This window comes from Lacinutrix undariae (genome assembly GCF_052934785.1).
The window spans coordinates 247,579-271,511 of record NZ_CM128809.1 but is presented as its reverse complement, the minus strand read 5'-3'; the positions used below and the strand labels follow the sequence as shown (position 1 = coordinate 271,511).

General features: G+C 34.4%; 20 protein-coding genes. 17 read left to right on the top strand and 3 right to left on the bottom strand.

Going from position 1 to position 23,933, the window contains the following annotated elements; genetic code table 11:
* The first annotated feature begins 1 nt into the window (after position 1).
* From ACU4C5_RS01285 to ACU4C5_RS01275, 3 genes are read left to right on the top strand one after another with little or no spacing between them, the layout of a single operon-like run.
* The gene (locus tag ACU4C5_RS01285) at positions 2-1,036 is read left to right on the top strand and encodes a glycosyltransferase family 4 protein (RefSeq protein ID WP_446845251.1); all 1,035 of its coding nucleotides are present in this window, start codon (positions 2-4) and stop codon (positions 1,034-1,036) included.
* Positions 1,037-1,056: 20 nt separating this feature from the next.
* Positions 1,057-1,884 carry a putative nucleotide-diphospho-sugar transferase gene (locus ACU4C5_RS01280; RefSeq protein WP_446845250.1) on the top strand — a complete coding sequence of 276 codons (828 nt, stop codon included), beginning with the start codon at positions 1,057-1,059 and terminating at the stop codon, positions 1,882-1,884.
* A 1-nt stretch (position 1,885) separates the two neighbouring features.
* Entirely contained in the window at positions 1,886-3,076 is a 1,191-nt protein-coding gene (locus tag ACU4C5_RS01275; RefSeq protein WP_446845249.1) for a glycosyltransferase family 4 protein, read from the top strand.
* 565 nt (positions 3,077-3,641) lie between these two features.
* Here the strand turns inward: ACU4C5_RS01275 and ACU4C5_RS01270 are convergent.
* Positions 3,642-3,932 carry a GIY-YIG nuclease family protein gene (locus ACU4C5_RS01270; protein ID WP_446845248.1) on the bottom strand — a complete coding sequence of 97 codons (291 nt, stop codon included), beginning with the start codon at positions 3,930-3,932 and terminating at the stop codon, positions 3,642-3,644.
* Between the two features lie 767 nt (positions 3,933-4,699).
* Here ACU4C5_RS01270 and ACU4C5_RS01265 point away from each other — a divergent pair.
* The 14 genes from ACU4C5_RS01265 to ACU4C5_RS01200 all read left to right on the top strand — a co-directional run bounded on the left by ACU4C5_RS01265 (position 4,700) and on the right by ACU4C5_RS01200 (position 21,207).
* On the top strand, positions 4,700-6,091 hold the full coding sequence (locus ACU4C5_RS01265) for an asparagine synthase-related protein (RefSeq protein ID WP_446845247.1): 1,392 nt from the start codon (positions 4,700-4,702) through the stop codon (positions 6,089-6,091).
* Positions 6,092-6,097: 6 nt separating this feature from the next.
* Positions 6,098-7,000 (top strand): glycosyltransferase family 2 protein, encoded by a 903-nt coding sequence (locus ACU4C5_RS01260; RefSeq protein WP_446845246.1) that lies wholly within the window; start codon positions 6,098-6,100, stop codon positions 6,998-7,000.
* Positions 7,001-7,080: 80 nt separating this feature from the next.
* Positions 7,081-8,190 carry a glycosyltransferase gene (locus tag ACU4C5_RS01255; RefSeq protein ID WP_446845245.1) on the top strand — a complete coding sequence of 370 codons (1,110 nt, stop codon included), beginning with the start codon at positions 7,081-7,083 and terminating at the stop codon, positions 8,188-8,190.
* Entirely contained in the window at positions 8,191-9,363 is a 1,173-nt protein-coding gene (locus tag ACU4C5_RS01250) for a glycosyltransferase family 4 protein (RefSeq protein ID WP_446845244.1), read from the top strand.
* Positions 9,364-9,365: 2 nt separating this feature from the next.
* Complete coding sequence (locus tag ACU4C5_RS01245; protein ID WP_446845243.1) at positions 9,366-10,409, top strand: glycosyltransferase family 47 protein; 1,044 nt, start codon at positions 9,366-9,368, stop codon at positions 10,407-10,409.
* A 110-nt stretch (positions 10,410-10,519) separates the two neighbouring features.
* Positions 10,520-11,956: an MBOAT family O-acyltransferase gene (locus ACU4C5_RS01240; RefSeq protein ID WP_446845242.1), complete on the top strand. Its 1,437-nt coding sequence runs from the start codon at positions 10,520-10,522 to the stop codon at positions 11,954-11,956.
* 2 nt (positions 11,957-11,958) lie between these two features.
* Entirely contained in the window at positions 11,959-12,927 is a 969-nt protein-coding gene (locus ACU4C5_RS01235; protein ID WP_446845241.1) for an LB_356 family protein, read from the top strand.
* A 105-nt stretch (positions 12,928-13,032) separates the two neighbouring features.
* The gene (locus ACU4C5_RS01230) at positions 13,033-13,767 is read left to right on the top strand and encodes a methyltransferase domain-containing protein (RefSeq protein WP_446845240.1); all 735 of its coding nucleotides are present in this window, start codon (positions 13,033-13,035) and stop codon (positions 13,765-13,767) included.
* A gap of 58 nt (positions 13,768-13,825) precedes the next feature.
* The gene (locus ACU4C5_RS01225; protein WP_446845239.1) at positions 13,826-15,154 is read left to right on the top strand and encodes a glycosyltransferase family 2 protein; all 1,329 of its coding nucleotides are present in this window, start codon (positions 13,826-13,828) and stop codon (positions 15,152-15,154) included.
* Complete coding sequence (locus ACU4C5_RS01220; RefSeq protein ID WP_446845238.1) at positions 15,155-16,261, top strand: glycosyltransferase family 4 protein; 1,107 nt, start codon at positions 15,155-15,157, stop codon at positions 16,259-16,261. It abuts the gene before it with no gap.
* Positions 16,258-17,388: a glycosyltransferase gene (locus ACU4C5_RS01215; protein WP_446845237.1), complete on the top strand. Its 1,131-nt coding sequence runs from the start codon at positions 16,258-16,260 to the stop codon at positions 17,386-17,388. Before ACU4C5_RS01220 ends, ACU4C5_RS01215 begins: the two co-directional genes overlap by 4 nt.
* Before the next feature lie 5 nt (positions 17,389-17,393).
* A complete protein-coding gene (locus tag ACU4C5_RS01210; protein WP_446845235.1) occupies positions 17,394-18,770 on the top strand; it encodes an O-antigen ligase family protein in 1,377 nt (458 codons plus the stop codon).
* On the top strand, positions 18,730-19,746 hold the full coding sequence (locus ACU4C5_RS01205; protein WP_446845234.1) for a glycosyltransferase family 4 protein: 1,017 nt from the start codon (positions 18,730-18,732) through the stop codon (positions 19,744-19,746). Before ACU4C5_RS01210 ends, ACU4C5_RS01205 begins: the two co-directional genes overlap by 41 nt.
* Positions 19,747-19,806: 60 nt before the next feature.
* Positions 19,807-21,207: a sugar transferase gene (locus tag ACU4C5_RS01200; RefSeq protein ID WP_446845233.1), complete on the top strand. Its 1,401-nt coding sequence runs from the start codon at positions 19,807-19,809 to the stop codon at positions 21,205-21,207.
* Positions 21,208-21,222: 15 nt separating this feature from the next.
* On the opposite strand, the gene lnt is transcribed toward ACU4C5_RS01200, so the two are convergent.
* Together lnt and ACU4C5_RS01190 are read right to left on the bottom strand one after the other, a co-directional pair.
* Complete coding sequence (gene lnt / locus ACU4C5_RS01195) at positions 21,223-22,812, bottom strand: apolipoprotein N-acyltransferase (RefSeq protein WP_446845232.1); 1,590 nt, start codon at positions 22,810-22,812, stop codon at positions 21,223-21,225.
* A complete protein-coding gene (locus ACU4C5_RS01190) occupies positions 22,812-23,882 on the bottom strand; it encodes a putative type IX sorting system protein PorV2 (RefSeq protein ID WP_446845230.1) in 1,071 nt (356 codons plus the stop codon). The genes lnt and ACU4C5_RS01190 overlap by 1 nt, the downstream gene beginning before the upstream one ends.
* Positions 23,883-23,933 lie beyond the last annotated feature (51 nt).

The following is a 23,933-nucleotide window of genomic DNA, read 5'->3' as shown; positions in this document are numbered from 1 at the left end:
TTTGAAAACCGTATTTGTACATCACCGTTCTAAACATCATGCTGTTAATTCAGGGTATAGTAAGCTTTTAGACTATTATCCAAACCATATCGTAGTAAGAGGAGCACCTACAATACCTTACAGTTTGGCGAAAATGGCAGCAAAAATGAGTCATCAAAATGCAGGCTTGTATAATGCTGGAAGTGTTTTTAAAGAGATAGAATTATATAAAACCTTACGGAAGTTATCTGCAAATAAATCACTGGTGCATTATTTAAATGGCGAACGCGATATACGTTATCTAATGCACTCCAAACCCTTCCTTAAAGGCGCTACGTTTTGTGCAACATTTCATAAACCACCTACTGTTTTAAACACACTTATCACTAACGATACCTATATAAAACGACTAGATGGTGCAGTAGTTGTTGGGGCACAGCAGGTAGATTATGTAAAAGAGCGTTTTAAAATAGAAAATGTAGCCTATATTCCACACGGTGTAGATACTTCTTTTTTTAAACCTAAATCAAGAGCTGAAATATCTCCGGTTCTATTATTTGTAGGACAGCATTTGCGAGATTTCGAAACCTTTAATACCTGTGTGCCTATTTTAGCTTCTAAAATTAAAGACTTAAAAATACAGGTTGTTATACGTGAAGATTTTTTAAAATACATTACGCCACATTCTAGTTTACAACTTTTTAGTGATTTAAATGATGTGCAGTTAAGAACAAAATACCAAGATGCTAGTGCCTTGTTTTTACCTTTGTTAGATAGTACTGCTTGTAATTCAATTCTTGAAGCTATAGCTTGTGGTTTGCCTGTAATTACCACTGATGTTGGAGGAAACTCTGTTTATTTGGAGGGGACAGGTACATGTTTAGCTACTCCTTATGATATTGATAATTTAATAGCTATTACTTTATCTGTGTTAAAAGAAGAATCTAAGTTAAAAGCTTTAGGGGAAGCTGTGCGTCAAAAATCCTTAACTTATGACTGGAGGATAATTTCTGATCATATACAGAAATTTCATAATCTTATAAGAACAGATAAATAACAAGCAATACAAAAATTATAATGAATACAACGCAAGGATTTTTATATGTTGCTAACCGTCCGAAGTTTTTAGAGGAAGCTTTACTTTCGGTACGTTCTTTACGTCGGTTTAATACGGCTCCAATAGGGTTGGTATGTTCACCAGAATTAAAAACTCCAGCTATTGAAGCCGCTTTTGATGTGGTGATAACCGATGAGCATTTGGTAACTTATACCTATATGGCTAAGGTTGTAGGCATGCAATTAACCCCTTTTGAACGTACCATTTTTTTGGATTGCGATACGTTTATTACAGATACTATAATGGAGTTGTTTGAGGTTTTAGATATAGCAGATTTTGCTAGTACTGTAGAAGAAAAAATTCATACCCATCGGGGATTAGCAAAAGCTTATATTGATGTGATTCCGGAGTTTAATACCGGAGTTATGGTTTATAAAAATAATACAATCATGATTAAGGTATTAGAAGAGTGGTTGTCTATTTGTGTTTCTTCTAATATTCTTATCGATATGCCAGGGTTTAGAGAAGTGGTGTTAAATAATTTTAAAGATATACACTATGTCATACTTCCTCAGGCTTATAATACACATGGGTTTAGTACGATGCTTATGTTATTTACAAAAGTAAAGGTGATTCATGAACGTTTGGGGTACAAATGGGGATATATTACACCTTATTTTGGAAGTTTTGAAAAGATGGATGCTTTTGCTAAGCGGATTAATAAAAAAACATGTAAGCGTTTATATATTCCTAAAATAGGGATAATTCCTTATAACTGGAGTCCAGATAATGTTATTTTATACATTAAAAAGAAACTAAAATTTAAACGCGTTTCCAAAAGTTATTAATATGAAACAAACCAACCCTTTAAAAATAGCGATTTTTTCAGGAAATATTCCAAGTACCACATTTGTAGAACATTTAATACAAGGTGTGGCAGAGAAACACGAGGTATTTTTGTTTGGAACCATGTCTGCTAAAACACAATATGCTTCCCCTAATATAAAAGTATATGCTAACTCGGGCTCTGTATTTCGTGATTTCTTGATCACTTTTTACAGAACTGTAGCGCTTCTGTTTAAAAGTCCTAAGAACGTATTTCAATTATATAAAATAATAAGTAAATATTCGTCATTGTACAGTCAATGGAATTGGTATCGTAAATTGTTGCCTATAGTCTTATATCGTCCCGATGTGTTACATCTGCAATGGGCTAAAGGCATTGCTGATTTTATACCTTTACAAGATGTCTTTAATATTTCTATTGTATTAAGTTTACGAGGGACTCATATCAATCAAACCCCAATAACAGCACCTAATATCGCAAGGCTGTATCGTGGGGTATTTCCAAAAGTAAAGGCTTTTCATGCGGTATCTAAGGCTATAGGCATAGAAGCACAACGGTATGGTGCAAAAGCCAATCGTATAACTGTTATTCATTCTCCCATCCCTCAATCGGCAGTATTGCGTTATCGCCCTTTTGAGAAAAAAGAACGGCCTTTAAAGATTGTAACTATAGGACGTTTTCATTGGATAAAAGGGATGCGTGATATGTTTAATGCTATCAGTTTGTTGGGTGATTTTTCATTCCAGTATAGTTGCGTGTCTAGTAGTCCGTTATCTGAAGCTGCTTTGTTTCAGTTGCACCAGCTGGAATTAGATGATAAGATAACTATCATTGAAGGCTTAAAGCAAGACGCTTTATTCGATTTCTTACAAGACTGCGACGTGCTAGTTTTACCAAGTTTAGGAGAAGGTATTGCCAATGTGGTTTTAGAGGCTATGGCTATAGGAATTCCTGTAATAAGTACTGATTGTGGCGGTATGTCAGAAGTCGTAATACCTGATGAGACCGGATGGTTAGTTCCTATTCGTAATCCAGAAGCTCTAGTCGAGGCTATTTACGATTGTGCTCAAACTCCAGAAATAGAATTGCAGCGTATTACTAAAAATGCACATGAGTTTGTGAAAACTCATTTTAATGCTGAGGATAGTATTGGTCAGTTTGTTGAATTGTATGAAGGGGTGGTTGGGCGTTAATGCCTGTTTGCTTCTCGATACAACTTTACTCCGTTGTGCTTCGTAAAGTCGCTCGAAGTGACTTCTCGATACAACTTTACTCCGCTGCGCTTTGTAAAGTCACTCGAAGTGCTTCTCGATACAACTTTACTCCGCTGCGCTTCGTAAAGTCACTCGAAGTGACACGTTTAATGTTACTATTTATGTCAGTTCGAGTGCTGAAGCATGAGGTGTCTCGAGAACCGCTGTGCTTTGTAAAGTCACTCGAAGTGACTTCTCGATACAATTTTGTTTGCTGTGCTGCTCAAAACCACTCGAAGTGACTTCTCGATACAACTTTACTCCGCTGTGCTTCGTAAAGCCACTCGAAGTGACAAGTTTAATGTTACTATTTATGTCAGTTCGAGTGCCGAAGCATGAGGTGTATCGAGAACCGCTGCGCTTTGTAAAGTCACTCGAAGTGACTTCTCGATACAATTTTGTTTGCTGCGCTGCTCAAAACCACTCGAAGTGACTTCTCGATACAATTTTGTTTGCTGTGCTGCTCAAAATCACTCGAAGTGACAAGCAGTATAGAGAGCGTTTATTACTTGAATTTTTTCTTAGCTAAATTGGGTAAAGCTTCATATTCATTATTAATCAATGCTTCTTTTTTTGCTCTAGACCATTTTTTTATTTGTTTTTCGAAAGAAATAGCTAAAGTTATTTCTGTGAATGTAGCATAAAAAACAAGTTTTAAAGGTTGTCTGTGTGATGTGTAACTGTTTTTGTATTTACCTGATTGATGATCTTCAAAACGTTGTTCTAAATTTGAAGTAACACCAGTGTAGTAGGTGTTATCTTTACATTTTAAAATATATACATAGTAAGTTTTCATAGTTTAAATTATGATTTTTTTTTAGAAAAAACAATTTAGGACTCTTGAAGTGGCTTCTCGATATGCTTATTTTTTACCGTGTTTTAAATAATTACTCGAAGTGCTTCTCGATACAATTTTGTTTGCTGCGCTGCTCAAAACCACTCGAAGTGACTTCTCGATACAATTTTGTTTGCTTCGCTGCTCAAAACCACTCGAAGTGACTTCTCGATACAATTTTGTTTGCTGCTCTGCTCAAAACCACTCGAAGTGACTTCTCGATACAATTTTGTTTGCTGCTCTGCTCAAAACCACTCGAAGTGACTTCTCGATACAATTTTGTTTGCTGCGCTGCTCAAAACCACTCGAAGTGACTTCTCGATACAATTTTGTTTGCTGCGCTGCTCAAAACCACTCGAAGTGACTTCTCGATACAATTTTGTTTGCTGCTCTGCTCAAAACCACTCGAAGTGACTTCTCGATACAATTTTGTTTGCTTCGCTGCTCAAAACCACTCGAAGTGACTTCTCGATACAATTTTGTTTGCTTCGCTGCTCAAAATCACTCGAAGTGACTTCTCGATACAGTTTTGTTTGCTGCGCTGCTCAAAATCACTCGAAGTGACTTCTCGATACAATTTTATTTGCTGCGCTGCTCAAAATCACTCGAAGTGACTTCTCGATACAATTTTATTTGCTGCGCTGCTCAAAATCACTCGAAGTGACAAAACAATATAAAAAAGGCATTCTCTTTACTTGAAATTATTATATTCGTTGTGATTTAATATTATGACAACCATTACGACTCCTATACTTCCTGTAACGCCTACTTTTGCCAAAGTAAAAGGTGAAAAGGCGCTCAATAAAGAAGCTATTTGCATTTTTGCTGCTACTGGTTTTTTTCTAGATATGGATACCTATTGGACAAATGAAGTGGTTTTACCAGCAGGTCATATTTGTACTATTGATGCTGACGGTTTTTTAATAGATTATAAACCCTGGTTTAATTGGCATCATAGTCCAAGAGCGATTTCTTTTGAAACCGCCTTGGAAGAATTTACTACCTTGTTTGAAGACATTGTAAAAACACAAACTCAAGATCAGCCGGTTATTTTACCCTTGTCTGGTGGTTTGGATAGTCGCTCACAAGCTGTAGCCTTAAAGCGTATTGGTGCTGAGGTGCAATCGTACAGCTATCAGTTTGTTGATGGTTATGCTGAAACTAAAATTGCGGCATCTATAGCAAAAGCTTGTGGATTTCCTTTCCAACAATTAGAAATTCCGAAGGGTTATTTATGGGACACTATAGACGAGCTTGCAGCAATTAATGGCTGTTATTCTGATTTTTGTGCACCAAGACAAATGGCTGTTTTAGAAGCGTTAACACCCATGACAGGTGATTTTTCGTTAGGACATTGGGGCGATGTGTTATTTGATGATATGGGTGTTGCTTCAGATGCATCTTTAGAGGTGCAAGCTGCTATTATTCTTAAAAAAATATGCAAACGAGGCGGTTTAGAATTTGCCGATAGTTTATGGAACCTGTGGGATTTAGAAGGTGATTTTAAACATTATTTATTAGATAGAATTACAACATTATTACAGCACATAAATATTACAGAAGACGCGAATGCACAAATACGTGCTTTTAAAAGTTTGTATTGGGCCCCACGTTGGACTTCTGTAAATCTCGCTGTATTTGAAAAGGCGCATCACATACATTTACCATATTATGATGACAGGATGTGTGCATTTATTTGCAGCCTACCAGAGTCTTATTTAGCAGGACGCCGTTTACAAATTGCTTATATAAAGCAGCAAAATCCTAAAGTTGCTAAGATTCCTTGGCAAGATCATAGGCCTTTTAATTTATATACTTATCCTAAAAATAAAGTCCCTTATAATTTACCATATCGTATTATAAATAAAGCCAAACGACGCTTAAAAAGTATTGTAGGCCAATCTTATGTACAACGTAATTGGGAGTTGCAGTTTTTAGGCGCGGAAAATATGACACATTTAGAAACTCATATTTTATCGGAAGATTTTTTAGAGCTTATCCCTAAAAGTTTTAGATTACAAATTTTAGAGCAATTTAAAACAGAAAATGCCTTAGAGAATGCACATGCCATTAATATGTTGTTGGTATTACAAATGTGGTTTAAAAACAATGCAAAATAGTCTATAATGAAAGTAACAGTTATATTACCTATTTATAATGGAGCGCAAACACTTTCTAAAACTTTAGATAGTTTATGTGCGCAAACTTTTAAGGATTTTGAAGTAGTAGCATGTATAGATGGGTCTAATGATGATTCTGAAACTATTTTAGAATCTTATAGAGAGCAATTTTTAAAGTTAAACATCTTAAAAAATAAAAAAAATAGAGGGCTAGGTTCTACAATGAATCGTTTGTTATCTCATGCTAATGGATTATATATAGCCGTTGCAGAACAAGATGATTATTATGTAGCGACAAGATTAGAAAAACAAGTCGCCGTATTAGATGCCGATTTAAATATTGGAATGGTATCAGGTATTGCAAATTTTGTAAGTGGAGATACTGTTTTAGCTCAGTTTCCAGGTTTTTTAGTTAATAAAAAACAATACCCAATAGGAGAGGAGATGTTTTTACTCAATTATAAACAGCAAATTAAGGTTGTAAATAGTTGTATGATGTTCAAAAAGCAAGTTCATATAGATAATGGTTTGTATTTTACACAGCACTACCCGAGTATTAGTGTAGATTGGACCTATGTATTGAGGTTTTCTTTAGTCTCTGAAATTCATGGAATACATGATGTTTTAGTGGAGGTAGATCGTTCTGAAAATCGAAATTCTGTAACCTCAAATAAAGAGAAACAATTTAAAGCAACAAGAGAGTTGTTACGCTCAATGATGTATGAATTTCCTTCTGTTGTAACCAAACCTGTATATAAGTATGCTTTAAGAACTCAAGTATTATTAGAATGGGGGCAAGCTTATGGAGTTCGTTTTTATCTATTAGGAGTTTATTATATATTATTAAACTTTAGAGATGCTAGATTTCTAAATAAAATGAAACGTAGAATTAAGTCTAAGTTGAAATGAAAGCAAACGTATTTTGGATGATATGGTATAAATTTAGAATTAGTAAAACATTAGATTAGCCAAAAAATAGAAGACTATCGATGCAAAAGAAGATAAAAGTATTATATACCATTCCAAATTTTGATACCGCAGGAAGTGGTAAGGTCGTCTATGATTTAGTGAAGGGGTTAGATAAAACTAAATTTATACCAGAGATTTTAGTGAAGCATAAAAAAGGTGCTTTTATAAAAGAAGTAGAAAAATTACAAGTCCCTATACATGTATTTCCTTATGAAACAACATACAAACCCTTTTGGTCTTTCCCGTTTCGTTTATTAAAAGTTGTGCGCTTTTTTAAAGCTCATAATTGGGATTTGATTCATTCGTGGCATTGGAGTTCTGATTTTTCAGAAGCTTTAGCAGCCAAGTTAGCAGGTGTGAAATTTGTGTACACAAAAAAAGCAATGGGCTGGGGTAATAAAGCATGGCGTTGGAAATCTCTATTAAGTACACATGTAATTGCTATAAATGAGAGTATGATGACTGAATTTTTTAATCCGATGCCAAAAGTATCAGCTAGTTTTTTGCCATTAGGTATAGATACTAATGCATATAAACCACTTGAAAAAGATAAAAGATTACAAAGTACTTATAGAATAAATGAAGATGATTTTGTTGTTATTTCTGTAGTTAATATGGTGCCTGTAAAAGGAATAGAAATTTTAATAGAAGCCGTTATAAAAACTAAATTACAACATGTTAAGTTGTTATTAGTAGGTGATGATAGATCTGAATATGTAGCAGAATTAAAATTAAAATATTGTAAAGCATATTCGCAAATTATATTTACAGGGAAACAACTGAATGTATCTTCTTTTTTATCATTAGCCGATGTGTTTGTTATTCCTACTAAGAATGAAGGTAAAAAAGAAGGCATGCCTATTGCACCTGTAGAAGCAATGGCGATGGGGGTTCCTGTATTTGGATCAAGAGTTGCAGGTGTAGCCGATATTTTAAAAGGTTTTGAGGCACAAATTTTTGAAGCAGGAGATATTGATGCACTTTGTCAACTACTTTTAGAATTTAATAGTTTAGACTCTAAGTCCCGTAAAGCATTAGGATTAGCTATGCGCGAAAAAGTATTAAAAGTATACGCTATTAAAGCGTTCATAAAATCTAGAGAAATTTTATATCATAATTTATTAAAATAGATGCCTAAAAAAATAGCCTTAGTCTTAGCACAGCCTCCAGCATATTCTGAAACCTTTTTTAATTCTAAAATAAAAGGGTTACAAGCGCATGGTTATACGGTGACTTTATATGTTGGAAAGGCTAACTCTAAATTTAAATTGTGTAAAGTAGTTGTTGCTCCAAAAGTGTCTAAACAACTTTTTATTCAGTTATTAAGGAGTTTTTGTATATGTATTACGTTGCTTTTTCATTTGAAAGCAGTCCGAAAATTTATACAATTAGAACATGGGTCAAAAAGCCGTTGGACACAGGTGTTTAAACGGTTGTATTTAAATTCGCATCTCTTAAAAGCGCGTGCTGACTGGGTACATTTTGGCTTTGCTACTTTAGCCCTACAGCGCGAACATGTGGCCAAAGCTATAGGCGCAAAACTCGCGGTAAGTTTGAGGGGATTTGATATTGCTATTTATCCATTAAAACACAACAACTGTTACCATACTTTATGGCCGCAAGTAGATAAAGTACATGTGATTTCTGATGATTTATTAGCCTTAGCTTATAAAGAAGGTTTACCAAATACAACGCCTTTTACAAAAATTACTCCCGCCATAGATGCTCATTTTTTTTCATGTTCTAATAGTATAAAGGACGGTAAAGTAACAGAACTACTCACTGTAGGGCGTTTACATTGGAAAAAAGGATTAGTTACAACATTGGAGGCTTTAGCTTTTGTAAAAGCTAAAGGTATTGCTTTTAAATATAAAATTATTGGCGATGGTTCAGAACGCGAAGCTTTACTATTTGCTATACATCAATTAGGCTTGGAAGCTGAGGTTGAAGTATTGCCCGCTGTATCGCCAAAAGTTGTAGCTGAATATATGCAAAAAGCAGATGTTTATTTACAGTATAGTGTTCAGGAAGGCTTTTGTAATGCCGTGTTAGAAGCCCAAGCTTCAGGTTGTTTATGTATTGTGAGTGATGCAGAAGGTTTACCTGAAAACGTTATACATGGCGAAACCGGTTGGGTGGTGCCAAAACGCTCTCCTCACTTGTTAGCGACTTGTATAAAGACGGTTGTTAATTTGGAGTTTTTAGAAAAAGAGCAGTTTCAAAAACGCGCAAGAATGCGTATTGAGGATGCGTTTACATTAGCACAACAGCAGAAGGCTTTTGTGGAATTTTATACGGTTTAATTATGAAGGTCTATTTCCCAAAATCACATTATAACAAAGCCTATCGAGGACATGTGTTTCCGTTACTAAAAGCATTTCTTAAAGATGATGGGTTTACAGATGACGCCCGTCAACTGATGTACGGTATTTCGGAAACCGATGTGGTATTTGTAGCATCTATAGCAGCGGCTGATGTGGTTATATTGCCCATGTCTTGGAATTATTATCGTCTTGAAAACAAACTAGAAGATGCTCAGCTATTAATTGAAGCCGCTCAGAAATTACATAAAGTCGTATGGACCGTAAATATAGGAGACGTAGGTGTTAAAGTTCCAGATGTCTCTAATATACGTGTGTTTAGAATGAGTGGGTTTGTCAGTCGGTTAGCTGCCTATCATGAAGGCTTACCTGTGTTTATTGAAGATCCTATGTTAGCGCATTATGACAGTCCAACGATTATAGATCCCGTATATACAAATTTACCTATTGTAGGATTTTGTGGTTATGCCGAAGGCCGATTGCTCCCCACTTTAAAGCGCTATATTAAAGCCTATTTAAAAGTAATTAAGTCTTTGTTTATTAGAAATACTGACGATGCAAACCCTGTTTTTATCGCACCAAAATATAGAAGTCATTGTTTACAACTTTTACAAAAGAGTTCAGGTATTACAACTCATTTTATACGGCGTAGTCAATATAGGGCAGGTGCACAAACTATAACGGATAGGCAACGTTCTACTCAAGCGTTTTTTGATAATATGACAGCCTCTCAATATGTGTTATGTGTACGTGGTGCTGGAAATTTTTCGGTACGCTTATATGAAACCTTAGCTATGGGACGGATTCCTGTATATGTACATACCGATGGTTTTTTGCCTTTACAAGATGTTATTGATTGGAAGCAGCATATGGTATGGGTTGAAGCAGACGAATTAGACTTATTAGCGGATAAGGTTGTAGAATTTCATAAGCAATTAGATCCTGATGATTTAATAGCATTATGTCGTGCTAACCGACAACTTTGGGAAGGCAAATTGCGATTAAAAGGTTTTTTTGAAGCCCTATAATTAATTTAAAAAATGACCTGTTTTATATCCCATAAAAATCCCCGTAAGATAATTAATGTTTATTATTTTAGGCCTTTATTAATTTTTTATCATTTCAAACCCCAAGATAAGTGTTATTTAACTCTATTGATTTTGCTGTATTCTTACCCATCGTTTTTATCCTCTATTGGTTTGTAACGCATAGATATTTAAAAATACAAAACCTTTTAATAGTTGTTGCTAGTTATGTTTTTTATGGTTGGTGGGATTGGAGATTTTTATCATTAATTGTTTTTAGTACTATAGTCGATTATTCAATTGGAGTTTTCTTATCAAAAGAAGACAATAATATCAAACGGAAACTATTACTTTGGGTGAGTGTTTTTATTAATTTAGGTTTTCTAGGGTTTTTTAAGTATTATAATTTTTTTATTGATAATTTTATATCAGCTTTTTCTTTTTTTGGAAGTGATATAGCCGCAAACTCTTTAAATATCATTTTACCTGTTGGGATCAGTTTTTACACCTTTCAAACGTTAAGTTATACTATAGATGTTTACAAACGAAAATTAGAACCCACTAAAGATTTTATAGCATTTTCAGCCTTTGTAAGTTTCTTTCCTCAACTGGTTGCAGGACCCATTGAACGTGCTACTAATTTGTTACCACAATTTTATGCTAAACGACATTTTGATTACTCAAAAGCTGTTGATGGTATGCGACAAATACTTTGGGGTTTGTTTAAAAAAGTAGTTATTGCCGATAATTGTGCAAAATATGCCAATATTATTTTTAATAATTCATCAGAATATTCAGGAAGTACTTTAGTGCTTGGTGCACTATTTTTTACATTTCAAATTTATGGGGATTTTTCAGGGTATTCAGATATAGCTATCGGAACCTCACGTTTATTTGGTTTTAATTTAAAGCAAAATTTTGCATTTCCTTATTTTTCAAGAGATATTGCTGAATTTTGGAGACGTTGGCACATATCGCTTTCTACTTGGTTTAGAGATTATTTGTATATTCCTTTAGGTGGGTCTCGCGGTTCTAAGTGGCAACAAGTTAGAAATGTATTTATCATCTTTTTAGTTAGTGGTTTTTGGCATGGTGCTAATTGGACTTTTATAGTTTGGGGAGCTATAAATGCTCTGTATTTCCTACCCGTTTTTATGACTAATAATAATAGAAATCATATAGATATAGTTGCTCAAGGGAAATATCTACCTAGTATTAAAGAATTGTTTTTAATGTTATTTACTTTTGGGTTAACTGTATTGGCATGGATATTTTTTAGAGCAGAAAATATTAGTCATGCTATTAATTATATACAAGGGATAATATCAAATTCATTATTTACAATTCCAGAATTAAGACCTACAAATATTCTGTTATTAATATTATTTTTTATCATTATAGAATGGTTTGGAAGAGAAGACGAACACACATTAGCTAGTGTTTTAAAAATAAATAAACGTTTTTATAGATGGTTTTTTTATATTTTAATATGCATCTTAATTTTTATTTATCAGGGTAAACAGCAGGATTTTATATATTTTCAATTTTAACTATGAAAGCATTTATTAAACTTACTTTTTTTTTTATATTTCTTTTTTTAAGTGTGATTACTTTGATTGTAATTAGCACGTCATTAATAGAACGAAAAAAAGCGAATTTTATACTAAAAAGTAACCCGAAATATATAGTTTTAGGGCATTCACATCCTGAATGTGCATTTAATGACTCATTAATGCCTAGTTTAAAAAACATCTCAGAGTCTGGAGAGTCCTATTTCTACAATTATATAAAGATAAAACCTGTTATATTACAAAATCCATCAATAGAGGTGGTTTTTGTTGAGTATACAAATAATCAAATAAATGAAGGTATGGATGAATGGATATGGGGAGAAAAGTACATGTCTAATAGATTTCCTAGATATTCTTCTTTTATGAGTTTTGGAGATAATGTAATGTTATTCAAAAATAATTCAGAAGCATATAGTAATTCTTTATCTCTTTCTGTAAAAAAGAAAACAATTAGAATTTTTAATGATGATTTAAACTATTCAAATAAAATAGGAGGGTATTTATATTTGGAAAGAGATAAAACTGATTCCATTATAAAAAATATGTCAAGTTTAAAACAGTCAAAAAATAAGAATAGAAACTTTAAAAAAGAAATTTCAGAAGTTAATCTATTATACCTAGATTCTATAATAACATTTATTGAGCGGCAGAATAAAAAAGTAGTTTTAATTAGAAGTCCACTGCATGATAAATATAAAGGTTATGAGAATGAAGAAGCGTATATTGAAATTCTGAAAACACGATATGCAAATTCTGAATATATGGATTTTTCTAAATTTCCTTTATTGAATTCTATGTATGGAGATTTAGAGCATTTAAACTATAAAGGCGCAAAGGAATTTACAGAATGGTTTGCGGATTTAATAAATGATGGACTATTAGAAAAGGAAAATAAACAAGATTATATTGATGAGAAAATAACACACATAAAGGTTAATTACAATCAATAAAAATCGCGTAAGATAATTAATGTTATTATTTTAGGCCTTTATTAATTATTACCATTTGGAACTCTACGATAAGTGTTATTTGAATTCTACTAACTGATTTACTATATGAAGATTAAAAATATTATAAAAAATCCTAGTGCTTATTTTTATGCTCTTAAAAAATATATAATACTATTTTTTTATAAATACTATTACAAAGGAGCTGTTGTTTTATGTGAAAATTGTAATTGGAAAGGGCGTCAGTTTTATAACGGTAAATGCCCTAAATGTAAGTCATTAGCAAGAACACGATTAATACCTTTTTCATTAGCATATTTTAAATTAGTAAAGCGTGAACAAAAAGTACTACACGTTGCTCCTAATTTGAGTGAATATAATAGTGTTGTTTCAAAATTAAAAAATGTTAAGCAGTATGATCGACTTGATATAAGACCTATTACACATATAAATATTGTGGCAGATTTAAAGGCTACAGGATTAAAAGAAAATACTTATGATTTGAGTGTTATATGGCATGTTTTTGAACATATTGTTGAAGATACAAAAGCCATTTATGAGGTTTATAGGCTCTTAAAACCAGGAGGTAAATTATTGATGAGTGTACCTATATATCCTGTTAATAGTCCTAAAACGTTTGAAGATGATACAATTTTATATAAAGATTATGAGAAAATTCATGGACATGATGATCATTGTAGAAGTTGTGGTTTAGATTATTATAAACGTTTTGAAGCTGTAGGGTTTACTACAGAAACATTGGAAGTAAAAAACTTAGATCCGTTAGTAATAAAAAAATATGGTTTAAGTACAGGTCATGTTGTGTGGTGTTTTACTAAGTAATATGCTGTAACGTGTTTGTGTTTTTTATCTAAAATAATATATAATAAAAAAATAAGAAGTGCTATTTCAATTTTTAAAATATCTGCAACCTACCAATTACTTTTCTTTAGCAAAGGCAAGTGGTGCTAGTGTGTTTCCTGTAGTTAGCGAATTGCCAGACACTATAATTACCCAGTTAGAATTGGTATCACATTATAAAAGTGACACCGCTAAGGACTATGATTTGTCATGGCAAGCCTTACAAAAAGGATATATAGGAGATGCCAGCACTTATAAAGTTATAAAAAACGTCTCTGTACATGATAATTATGTGTTTTCACGCCGTTATTTTAGTGTGTTTTGGGTGTTTTATATTTTAGTTTTTAGACTATTTAGTTTTAAGAACCCCATAAAAGAACTTCATGGTTTTTTGAGTACTCGAGCCGTAACACGTAGTCATTATTTAAAAACGCCTATTCTTTATCCTAATTGGGACAACTTTAAGTCGCCTTTAATTTCAGCAGCACCCAAAGTGACTGTTATTATTCCTACTTTAAACCGTTATCCATATCTTAAAGATGTCCTTGAAGATTTGGAAGCTCAAGACTATACAAACTTTGAAGTTATTGTGGTTGATCAATCTGCCCCGTTTCAGGAGGATTTTTATTCAGCATTTAAACTTGATTTAACATTACTATATCAAGAAGAAAAAGCCTTATGGTTGGCGCGTAATACGGCTATAAAACAAGCTAAAGGTGATTATATCTTACTTTTTGATGATGATAGTCGTGTGGCTCCCCACTGGATTCGTCATCATTTAAAATGTTTAGACTTTTTTAATGCCGATTTATCTTCGGGCATTTCTATCTCAAAAGTAGGGGCTAAAATCCCGGCACATTATGCTTTTTTTAGAATTAGCGATCAATTGGATACCGGTAATGTATTATTGAAAAGGGCTTTATTTTCTGAAATTGGCTTGTTTGATCGTCAGTTTGAAAAACAACGTATGGGCGATGGCGAATACGGCTTACGTGCCTATTTACACGGTATGCTTAATATCTCTAACCCCTATGCCGATCGTTTGCATTTAAAAGTTGGTAGTGGTGGTTTACGGGATATGGGCAGTTGGGATGCTTTTAGAACCAAAAAAATATTTGCACCACGGCCTATACCAAGTGTTTTATATCTTTTTAGACGTTATTACGGTAATGCTGCGGCAAAAAAAGCCTTGTGGCGTACCGTGCCATTATCTATTATGCCTTATAAATTTAAAACCCATAAAGGGATGCTTTTTCTTGGTGTTTTTGTTTCTTTGTTGCTTGTACCACTGGTTATTTTTCAGGTCATTATCTCTTGGAAACAAGCCAGTAAAAAAATAGAACAAGGTCCGTTAATAGACACATTATAATTGGAAAAAGCGCAACAACATATTCTTTTAGTAAGTTCCGAATTCCCCCCTTTGCCAGGAGGGATTGGACATCATGCCTATAATTTAGCACAGCATATTAGTGCCGAAAATATTGGGGTTTCTGTGATTGCCGATCAACGCACAGTTACAGGGCAGGAAGAACGTGATTTTGATGGTAAACTGAATTTTAAAGTCCATCGTGTCGCCTTACAACGTTTTCGTTTTATAATGTACTTTACTCGTATTTGGTTATTGTTTACACATATTAAAACCGCAGATGTTGTCATGGCCTCTGGTAAATTCTCTTTATGGATTGTGGCTTTTGTAAGTTTGTTTTACAAGCGAAATTATGTTGCCGTTATTCATGGTACTGAAGTGAATTTTACTCATAAAACTCTTAAGAAAGCTGTAGAACGTTCATTAAAACGCTTTGCTAAAGTTATAGCAGTTTCTCAATATACCAAAAGTTTAGTTGCTGAGGTACACCCCAATATTGTAGTGATTCCCAATGGGATTGATTTAAAAACGTTAGCTGCTGTTAGTCCAGAACGCTTAGATTTGAAAGGCAGTCCGAAACTGATTACAGTAGGAAATGTAACCGCACGTAAAGGGCAGCTTAATGTGATAAAACAACTCCCTGAATTGCTAAAAGTATATCCTGATCTTCATTATTATATTGTAGGCTTGCCTACCGAAAAAGCTGCTTTTTTAGAGGTCGCTGAAGCTTTAGGTGTTGCTCATCATATTACGTTTCATGGACGGGCAAGCCACCAAGAATTTTATAATTTTTTACACTCTTGTGATGTTTTTGTGATGTTAAGTCAGCATACGACTACAGGAGATGTTGAAGGCTTTGGTATTGCATTACTAGAAGCTAATTATTTTGGTTTAGCTTGTATTGGTGCTACAGGATGCGGAATTGCAGATGCTATAAAAGACGGCTATTCGGGACGCTTAGTTTCTAATACTTCTAGTGTTCAATTTATAGATGCTTTGCAAGATATTATGTCTCATAAAGACAGCTATCGCGAACAATCAAAAATATGGGCTCATCAACACAGTTGGTCAAGCATTATAAAAACCTACCTTAAAGCCATTTATTCGTGAAACTCGCTATTATATCACATACCGCACATTATAAAACTACCAACGGTACCATTGTAGGTTGGAGTCCTACGGTGAATGAAATAAATCATTTGTTAGCTGTGTTTGATACCATTTATCATGTAGCGATGTTGCATGAAGGCGACGCACCAGCAAGTGCTTTAGCTTATGCTTCGGACCAAGTGGTGTTTGTCCCTTTGCCACCTTCTGGCGGACGTACTGTGTTGAGTAAATTTGATACCCTTTTTAAAGCCCCGAAAGTGCTTAAAACGGTTTCGGAGACCTTAAGAAAAGTAGATTGTTTTCAATTGCGCACCCCTACTGGAATTGGTGTGTATTTGATACCGTACCTCAGCTTTTTTAGTCAGAAAAAAGGCTGGTATAAATATGCTGGGAATTGGAATCAGGCCCAAGCCCCTTTAGGTTATGCTTTGCAACGTTTTATGTTGCGGCATCAGAAACGGACTGTCACTATAAACGGACAATGGGAGACACAGCCTAAACATAGTTTGACTTTTGAAAACCCTTGTTTAACGGTTGCTGATGTTGCCGAAGGCCAGGAATTAATAGGGACTAGAATGCTCCCTAAATCTTGGACTTTTTGTTATGCTGGACGCTTAGAAGATGAAAAAGGAGTTGGGCGAATTATTGCCGCATTTACCGCGCTTTCTACAGTTGAGAAGTCACAAGTTAAAGCGGTACATTTGGTTGGGAATGGTGCCGATATGGCACGTTATCAGCGGTTAGCCGCTTCTAGTGGCGTGTGTATTATATTTCATGGTTTTTTATCGCGAACTGCTGTTTTTGATGTGTACCGGGAATCAGACGTGTTTATTATGCCCACAACCGCATCGGAAGGCTTTCCTAAAGTAATTGCTGAAGCTATGAATTTTGGCTGTATTCCTATGGTCTCTGATGTTTCAGCGATTGTTCAATATGTTAAACCACATGTGAATGGTTTTGTTATAGATCCGGTTACGGCAGTGACGACATTACAAATTATCAGAACAATTATGGCGTTAGATCCCGTTGGTTATAAAACTTATTTAAAAGCTATGGAGGCTATGGTATTTAAGTTTACTTTTGAACATTATAACGAACGTATCACCACTGATATTCTTAGTCACTAAACAATTTGCGAAAAGCGCTAGCCTACATAACCGCTGAAAAGTCATATTTAAAGCTCCTTTTATTACATGTGCTGATAGGGGTGCTTTTGCTTATGTATAGGCCATTAGGTAAAGTGTATTTTGTAATTGTATTAGGTTATTTTTTATGGAAGATCCTCAACTCTAAACCTCGCGAGCAAACTATGAACGTGCTGTTAGGGTGTGCATACCTAACAGGTGCAGAGGTATTGTTTAGGATGACTAAAGGAAGTTTGGCTTATGAAGCCTCAAAGTATCTTGTGATTCTGTTTATGAGTATAGGGATTTTTTACAAAGGCATATCTGGTAAAGCTTATCCCTATTTTATATGCCTTATTTTATTAATTCCCTCTGTTTTTGTCGCTTCGGTGACCTTAAGATTAGAGACTAATTTTAGAAACAGTGTTATTTTTGTATTAAGTGGCCCTGTGTGTTTATGTATTGCCGCGTTATTTTGTATGGACCGTAAGGTGACCTTTAAACAACTTATGGACGTGCTAATTTATATGTTATTGCCATTAGTATCCACAACGGTGTATTTGTTTTTATACAATCCCAGTATTAAAGATGCCTTATCAGGTACCGCCTCCAACTCAGCTGCCTCAGGAGGTTTTGGTCCTAATCAAGTGTCTACTATTTTAGGTTTAGGGATGTTTATTATGGTGGTGCGTTTATTTTTAAGATCACCTAGTTTTCTGTCTAAACTATTTAATTTAACCTTATTAGGCGCTATGAGCTTTAGGGCTATTGTTACCTTTAGTCGTGGGGGTATTTTTGCCGCCATTATAGTTATAGGTGCTTTTTTATGGAGTTTGTTTTTTAGGGCCTCATCAAGGCATAAAACTCAAATTACGGGCTCATTAGTTTTGTTAGTTTTAGGCGCTAGTATGACCTGGGTTATCAGTTCTACACAAACAATGGGGTTGATTGATAAGCGTTATGCTAATGAGGATGCTTTAGGCCGTGAAAAAGGGGATATCTCTACTGGACGCTTGGATTTGTTTGTTGATGCGCTTGATGGCTTTGTAGAAAGTCCTTTTATAGGTATTGGTGCAAGTCGCGTAAAAGACATGAGAGCTGAACGGACCGGTGTGGATTTGCCTTCTCATAATGAAGTGGGGCGTTTATTGGCTGAACATGGGTTGCTAGGTATTATTATATTACTCATTTTAATTTTTACGCCTATCATCTATTATTCACATCATAAAAAAAATGTTTTCTTTTATGCCTTTTTATGTTTTTGGTTTGCCACTATTAATCACTCCGGAATGCGTATTGCTGCGCCTTCATTTATATATGCTTTAACACTTTTAAATATTAAGAATGACAAACGTCCTATACATAGGCAACAACTTAAAAAGTAAGCACAGTAATGTATCATCTATACAAACTTTAGGTGCTTTATTAGAGACTGAAGATTATAAGGTATATTATGCTTCAAACCAACTAAACAAGGTGAAGCGCCTTTTAGATATGGTCTTTACGTTTTTTAAGTATCGAAAGATTGTAGATGTCGTAATTATTGATACGTATAGTACTCAGAATTTTTATTTTGCATTAGTGATTAGTCAGTTGTGTAGGTTGTTTAAAATGCCTTATATACCAAGTTTAAAGGGCGGGAATTTGGAGTCGCGTTTAAAACATAGTGCTTTGATGAGTCAACTTGTGTTTTCACACGCTAAAGTGAATGTGTCTCCTTCTCTTTTTTTGCAACATACCTTTAGTACTTATGGGTATACTAATGTGCAGTTTATACCTAATACCATTGCACTAGAGCAGTATGAATTTACCCAAAGATCTTATGCCACTATTCGTTTGTTGTGGGTTCGTTCACTGTCTAAAATCTACAATCCTGAATTGGCCGTTACTGTTTTAAAAAAGTTACAAGATCAAGGTTATGATGCGTCGTTATGTATGGTAGGACCCGATACTGGAGACGGTAGTTTGGAGTCTGTAAAAGCGTTAGCTACAGATTTAGACGTTTCTGTAAGGTTTACAGGGAAACTTAGTAAGACCGCATGGCGGCACTTATCGGTATCCTATAATATTTTTATAAACACCACGCATATTGATAATACTCCGGTAAGTGTTATTGAAGCTATGGCCTTAGGTTTACCTATTGTATCGACAAATGTAGGTGGTATGCCGTATCTTATTAGCGATAAAAAAGATGGTTTACTTGTTGCTCCAGATGATGCTGATGCTATGGTTGCTGCTATTATTGAGTTGTATACCAATAGGTTATTAAGAACCGAACTGATCTTAAAGGGACGTGAAAAAGTAGAAGCCTTTGATTGGACTGTTGTTAAGTCATTGTGGAAGTCTGTGTTATCTCAATAAAATGTTAACACATGCCAGATATATTACTATATTTATACCCTAAAGGATTAATAATGGTTTATGAATAACACTAAAAGAGGTATTCATTTTGAAGTCTCTGAACGGAAAATTTTACTACGTTTATTTGATGTCGTTTTTGTTTTTATAGGATTATTCTTGTTAGAATATTTCTTGGACTTTAAGTATTTGTCGCTATGCGAAGCTGATATTGTGCCTTTATTTGTGTTAGTATTTTATATTAGCATTTTTGGAACTGTTTTTGAACTATATGATCTCCGTAAGGCTAGTGCTTTAGATGTTACATTTAAAAATATTATTCTTACAGGATCTGTAACCGTATTATTTTATTTATTAACGCCCTTTTTCACTCCTTTTTTACCTGTAAAGCGCTTACATATTTTCTACTTTTACGGCGTTATTGTGGGGATGATTTTTTTATGGCGTTTGGCTTATGTGCAGCTGATAGCTACACCACGATTTTATAAAAAAATATTATTAGTAGGCGAAATATCAAATATTGATCATATTATAACCCCGTTAAAAGCCGCCGATCCCAATTATCAAATTGTAGGTTTTATTAATTGTGAAGCTGTTTCTGAAGCTCCTATTACGTTTAAAGATTTAAAAGAATACCCTCCAGCATCTCTATTACAAGTTATTAAGGATGAACAGATTTCTGAGATTTTAGTGGCGAGTTATAATTCTGAAAGTATCACTCCAGAGATTTATCACGATTTAATGTTGCTGTTAGAGCGTGGGTTTACCATAAGAGAATTTACACAAGTTTATGAAGACATCACACACCGTGTGCCTATTCAGTTTGTTGGGAAAGATTTTTACAAGTATTTTCCGTTTAGTCGTAGCAATCAAAACAAGTTGTATTTATTATTTCAGCGTACGTTTGATGTGCTATTTTCATTAGTCGGTTTATCTTTTTTGGTATTGATTTTACCCCTTTTTTATATTGGAAACCTGCTAGGTAACCGTGGCCCATTATTTTATACTCAAGAACGTGTAGGGAAAAATGGCGAACCTTTTAAGATTATAAAAATGCGGAGTATGGTTATTAATGCAGAAGCTCCAGGCAAAGCAGAGTGGGCGAAAAAAAACGATTCACGAGTTACTCCTTTTGGAATGTTTTTACGTCGTTCTCGTTTGGATGAGATTCCGCAGTTTATCAATGTTTTAAAAGGCGATATGAGTGTTATTGGTCCGCGACCAGAACGTCCGTATTTTGTTAATGAGCTTTCTAAAGTGATTCCTTTTTACGAAACCCGTCATATTATAAAACCCGGTTTAACCGGTTGGGCACAGGTGAGTACACGTTACGGTGGATCGGTGGATGATAGTTTGATGAAATTACAATACGATTTGTATTATATTAAACATCGTAGTTTCTTTTTAGACCTTAATATTATTGTAAAAACACTAAGCGCAGTACTCTATTATAGAGGCCAGTAATTTTAGTGAGGTTGATTAGGTGGTTTTCTTTTTTCTGAAATAGGCAATACATAAAATTCCTAACATTACAAAAATGCTCATTCTTGCAATTAGATCTCCTACTTTGGTATAAACTGTTAGGGTGTTGTTTGTTGTGATTTCTCCCGCTAAAGCCCCTTGGGTGTCATATTCTAACTGTTTTACAATATCACCTTTGGCGTTTATAATGGCTGAAATACCTGTGTTTGCACTACGTACTACATCGCGACGTGTTTCAATAGCGCGTAATCTTGCCAAACTTAAATGTTGTTTGTGTCCTTGGGTATTATTCCACCAAGCATCGTTAGTAATAATTGCTAAAAAGTTAGCCCCATTTCTGGCATATTCTGTGACAAACTCCCCATAAACAGATTCGTAACAAATAATAGGTGCCGCTTTAAATTTAGGATTTGTTCCGGTAAATACCGTTCTGTAATCTTGTGTGGTTTTCATGGCTACAGTTCCTCCAAGATCAATCATTTTGTCTCCTATAAGAGGTTTTAAAATACTTTGATACGGGAAGTTTTCAACCCCAACGACTAATTTGGATTTATTATATACCGCAACATCATTAGCGCTATTAATTAATATGGCCGAGTTATAATCGTCATACCACAGGTTGTCCTTTAGTTGATTAGACTGTGGTTTTACATCTGCTTTATTATGAATAAAATTAATAAAGGATACGCCCGTTAGAATATTTAGGTTAGGATGTTCGCTCACATAGCTTTTCAGCTTGTGTTTTAGCAAACTGTTATCAAATTGTTTGACTCTAATATTATCGGCAAAATAGGTTTCGGGTGCTAAGATAAAATCGGTGCTATCTGTGATTTTAGTCTCTGCTAATTCTAATAGTAGATCGGCAAACTGTATGTTTGTTTTGCTGTATTTGTCTCCGTAAGGATCAATATTTGGTTGTATAGCGATTACTTGTACTGTATCCCCTTGGTTGGTGTAGGTGTTGTATCTGATTAAAGACGCGGCAATAGGTAAGCCAATAAGTAATATCACTTTTACAGCTAATGGTTTTAAAAACTGTTTTAATTCGGTTTTAGTGGTATTTACAAGTGATTTGAAGACTAAAATGTTTACCAACCATATCCAAAGTGTGCCTCCAAAGGTTCCTGTGTATTCGTACCATTGTATCCAGGTATAGTATTCTGAAAATCCGTTTCCTAAATTTAGCCACGGCCAAGAAAATTCCCAACCTAAGTGTAGTTTTTCAAAAGCGATCCAAAGGGCGATTAAAAATATAAGCGCTTTGTTGGTTGTGGTGCGTTTTGATATGCTGTGGTACATGACAATAATAGCTGCCATTAATGCTGAGTTGACTAAAATAGCAAAACTAGCACCAAAAGGATCTGCATATTGTAGCCAATTTGTGGTGATATAATTCCAGATAAAAAAACTGAGGTATGAAAGTCCGAAAACAGTTAGTTTTTTATGTTTTATTTCTGAATTTCTAATGCTATGTTCTACAAAAAGTAAGGGTACAAAGGCAAAAAACAGGAGTAGGGGCATTCCGTAAGTTGGCCATCCTAATGCTAGCAGCAGTCCGGAACCTATGGCAAGTAAGGCTTTTTTCATTATCTAAAAATACTAAAATCAAGTTTTAAAGAAAATACATTAGAGTATAAGGCGGCACTTTGGTCCCCTATATCTGTAAAGGCATAATCTATTTGAATTCCTCTATATTTAAAACCGACCCCAAAATTAGGTTGAAAGGTTACCGATTCAGAATCATCAAATTGTACTTCATTTTGAAAATTTCCTACCCCAGCTCTTAAAAACACAAGGTCGGTATAGCCAAATTCAAACCCTAAAGCTGGGTTTATACTAGCTACCGATGTTGAAAACACATCGTTATTTTGTTCAAAACGCACATTTAAATCTAAAGCCGTTAAGAGAGAATAATCGTAGTGGAATATAAATTTTTTAGACATTCCTATTTGAAGTTTAGGAATGGTAAGTTCAGTAGTTTCTGGAAGCGTTTGGTTTTCGCCATCAATAGCACCGCTAATTTGTGCAAATTTATCTTCATTAATCGTCCACGCATTAAATGTTGTGGTGATATCTCTCGCCATGATTCCAAATTTCCAATTGTTTTTTGATTCAAATTGCACTCCGGCATCTAAACCAAAGCCCCAAGACGAGGCGAAATCTCCAATAATACGGCGGATCACTTTGGCGTTTACCCCGTAGCTAAATCCTTCAAATTTAAGTTTTCTAGCGTAGGAAAATGTTAATCCGTAATCGGCTGTTGAAAATAATTCAATACGGTCGTAGTTAATGTTTCCTTGATCGTCAATTAATTGTGTGGTATCTAAAATGTCATCGACTCCAAATCTAATTAATGATATCCCAATAGCGCTTTCTTTATCTAAAGGCATTCCGTAAGCGATATAGTTGTAATTGGCAATATTTGCAAAATAACTAGAGTGCATTAAGGCGAGTTGGTTATCCTCTAAATTAACTAATCCCGCAGGATTCCAATAGCCCGCATTCACATCATCAGTAAACGATGATACAGCATTACTCATTCCAAGAGCTGCAGCATCTACACCAATATTCATAAATTCATTTGAGTATTTACGAGTGGTTTGTGCTGTAACTATCGTTGTTATAAGCGTAAAAGCGAGAAGGATATAATTTTTCAATAGCAGAATTTTTTACAAAGATGCACAATATTTTTAACCTATTAAACAGTA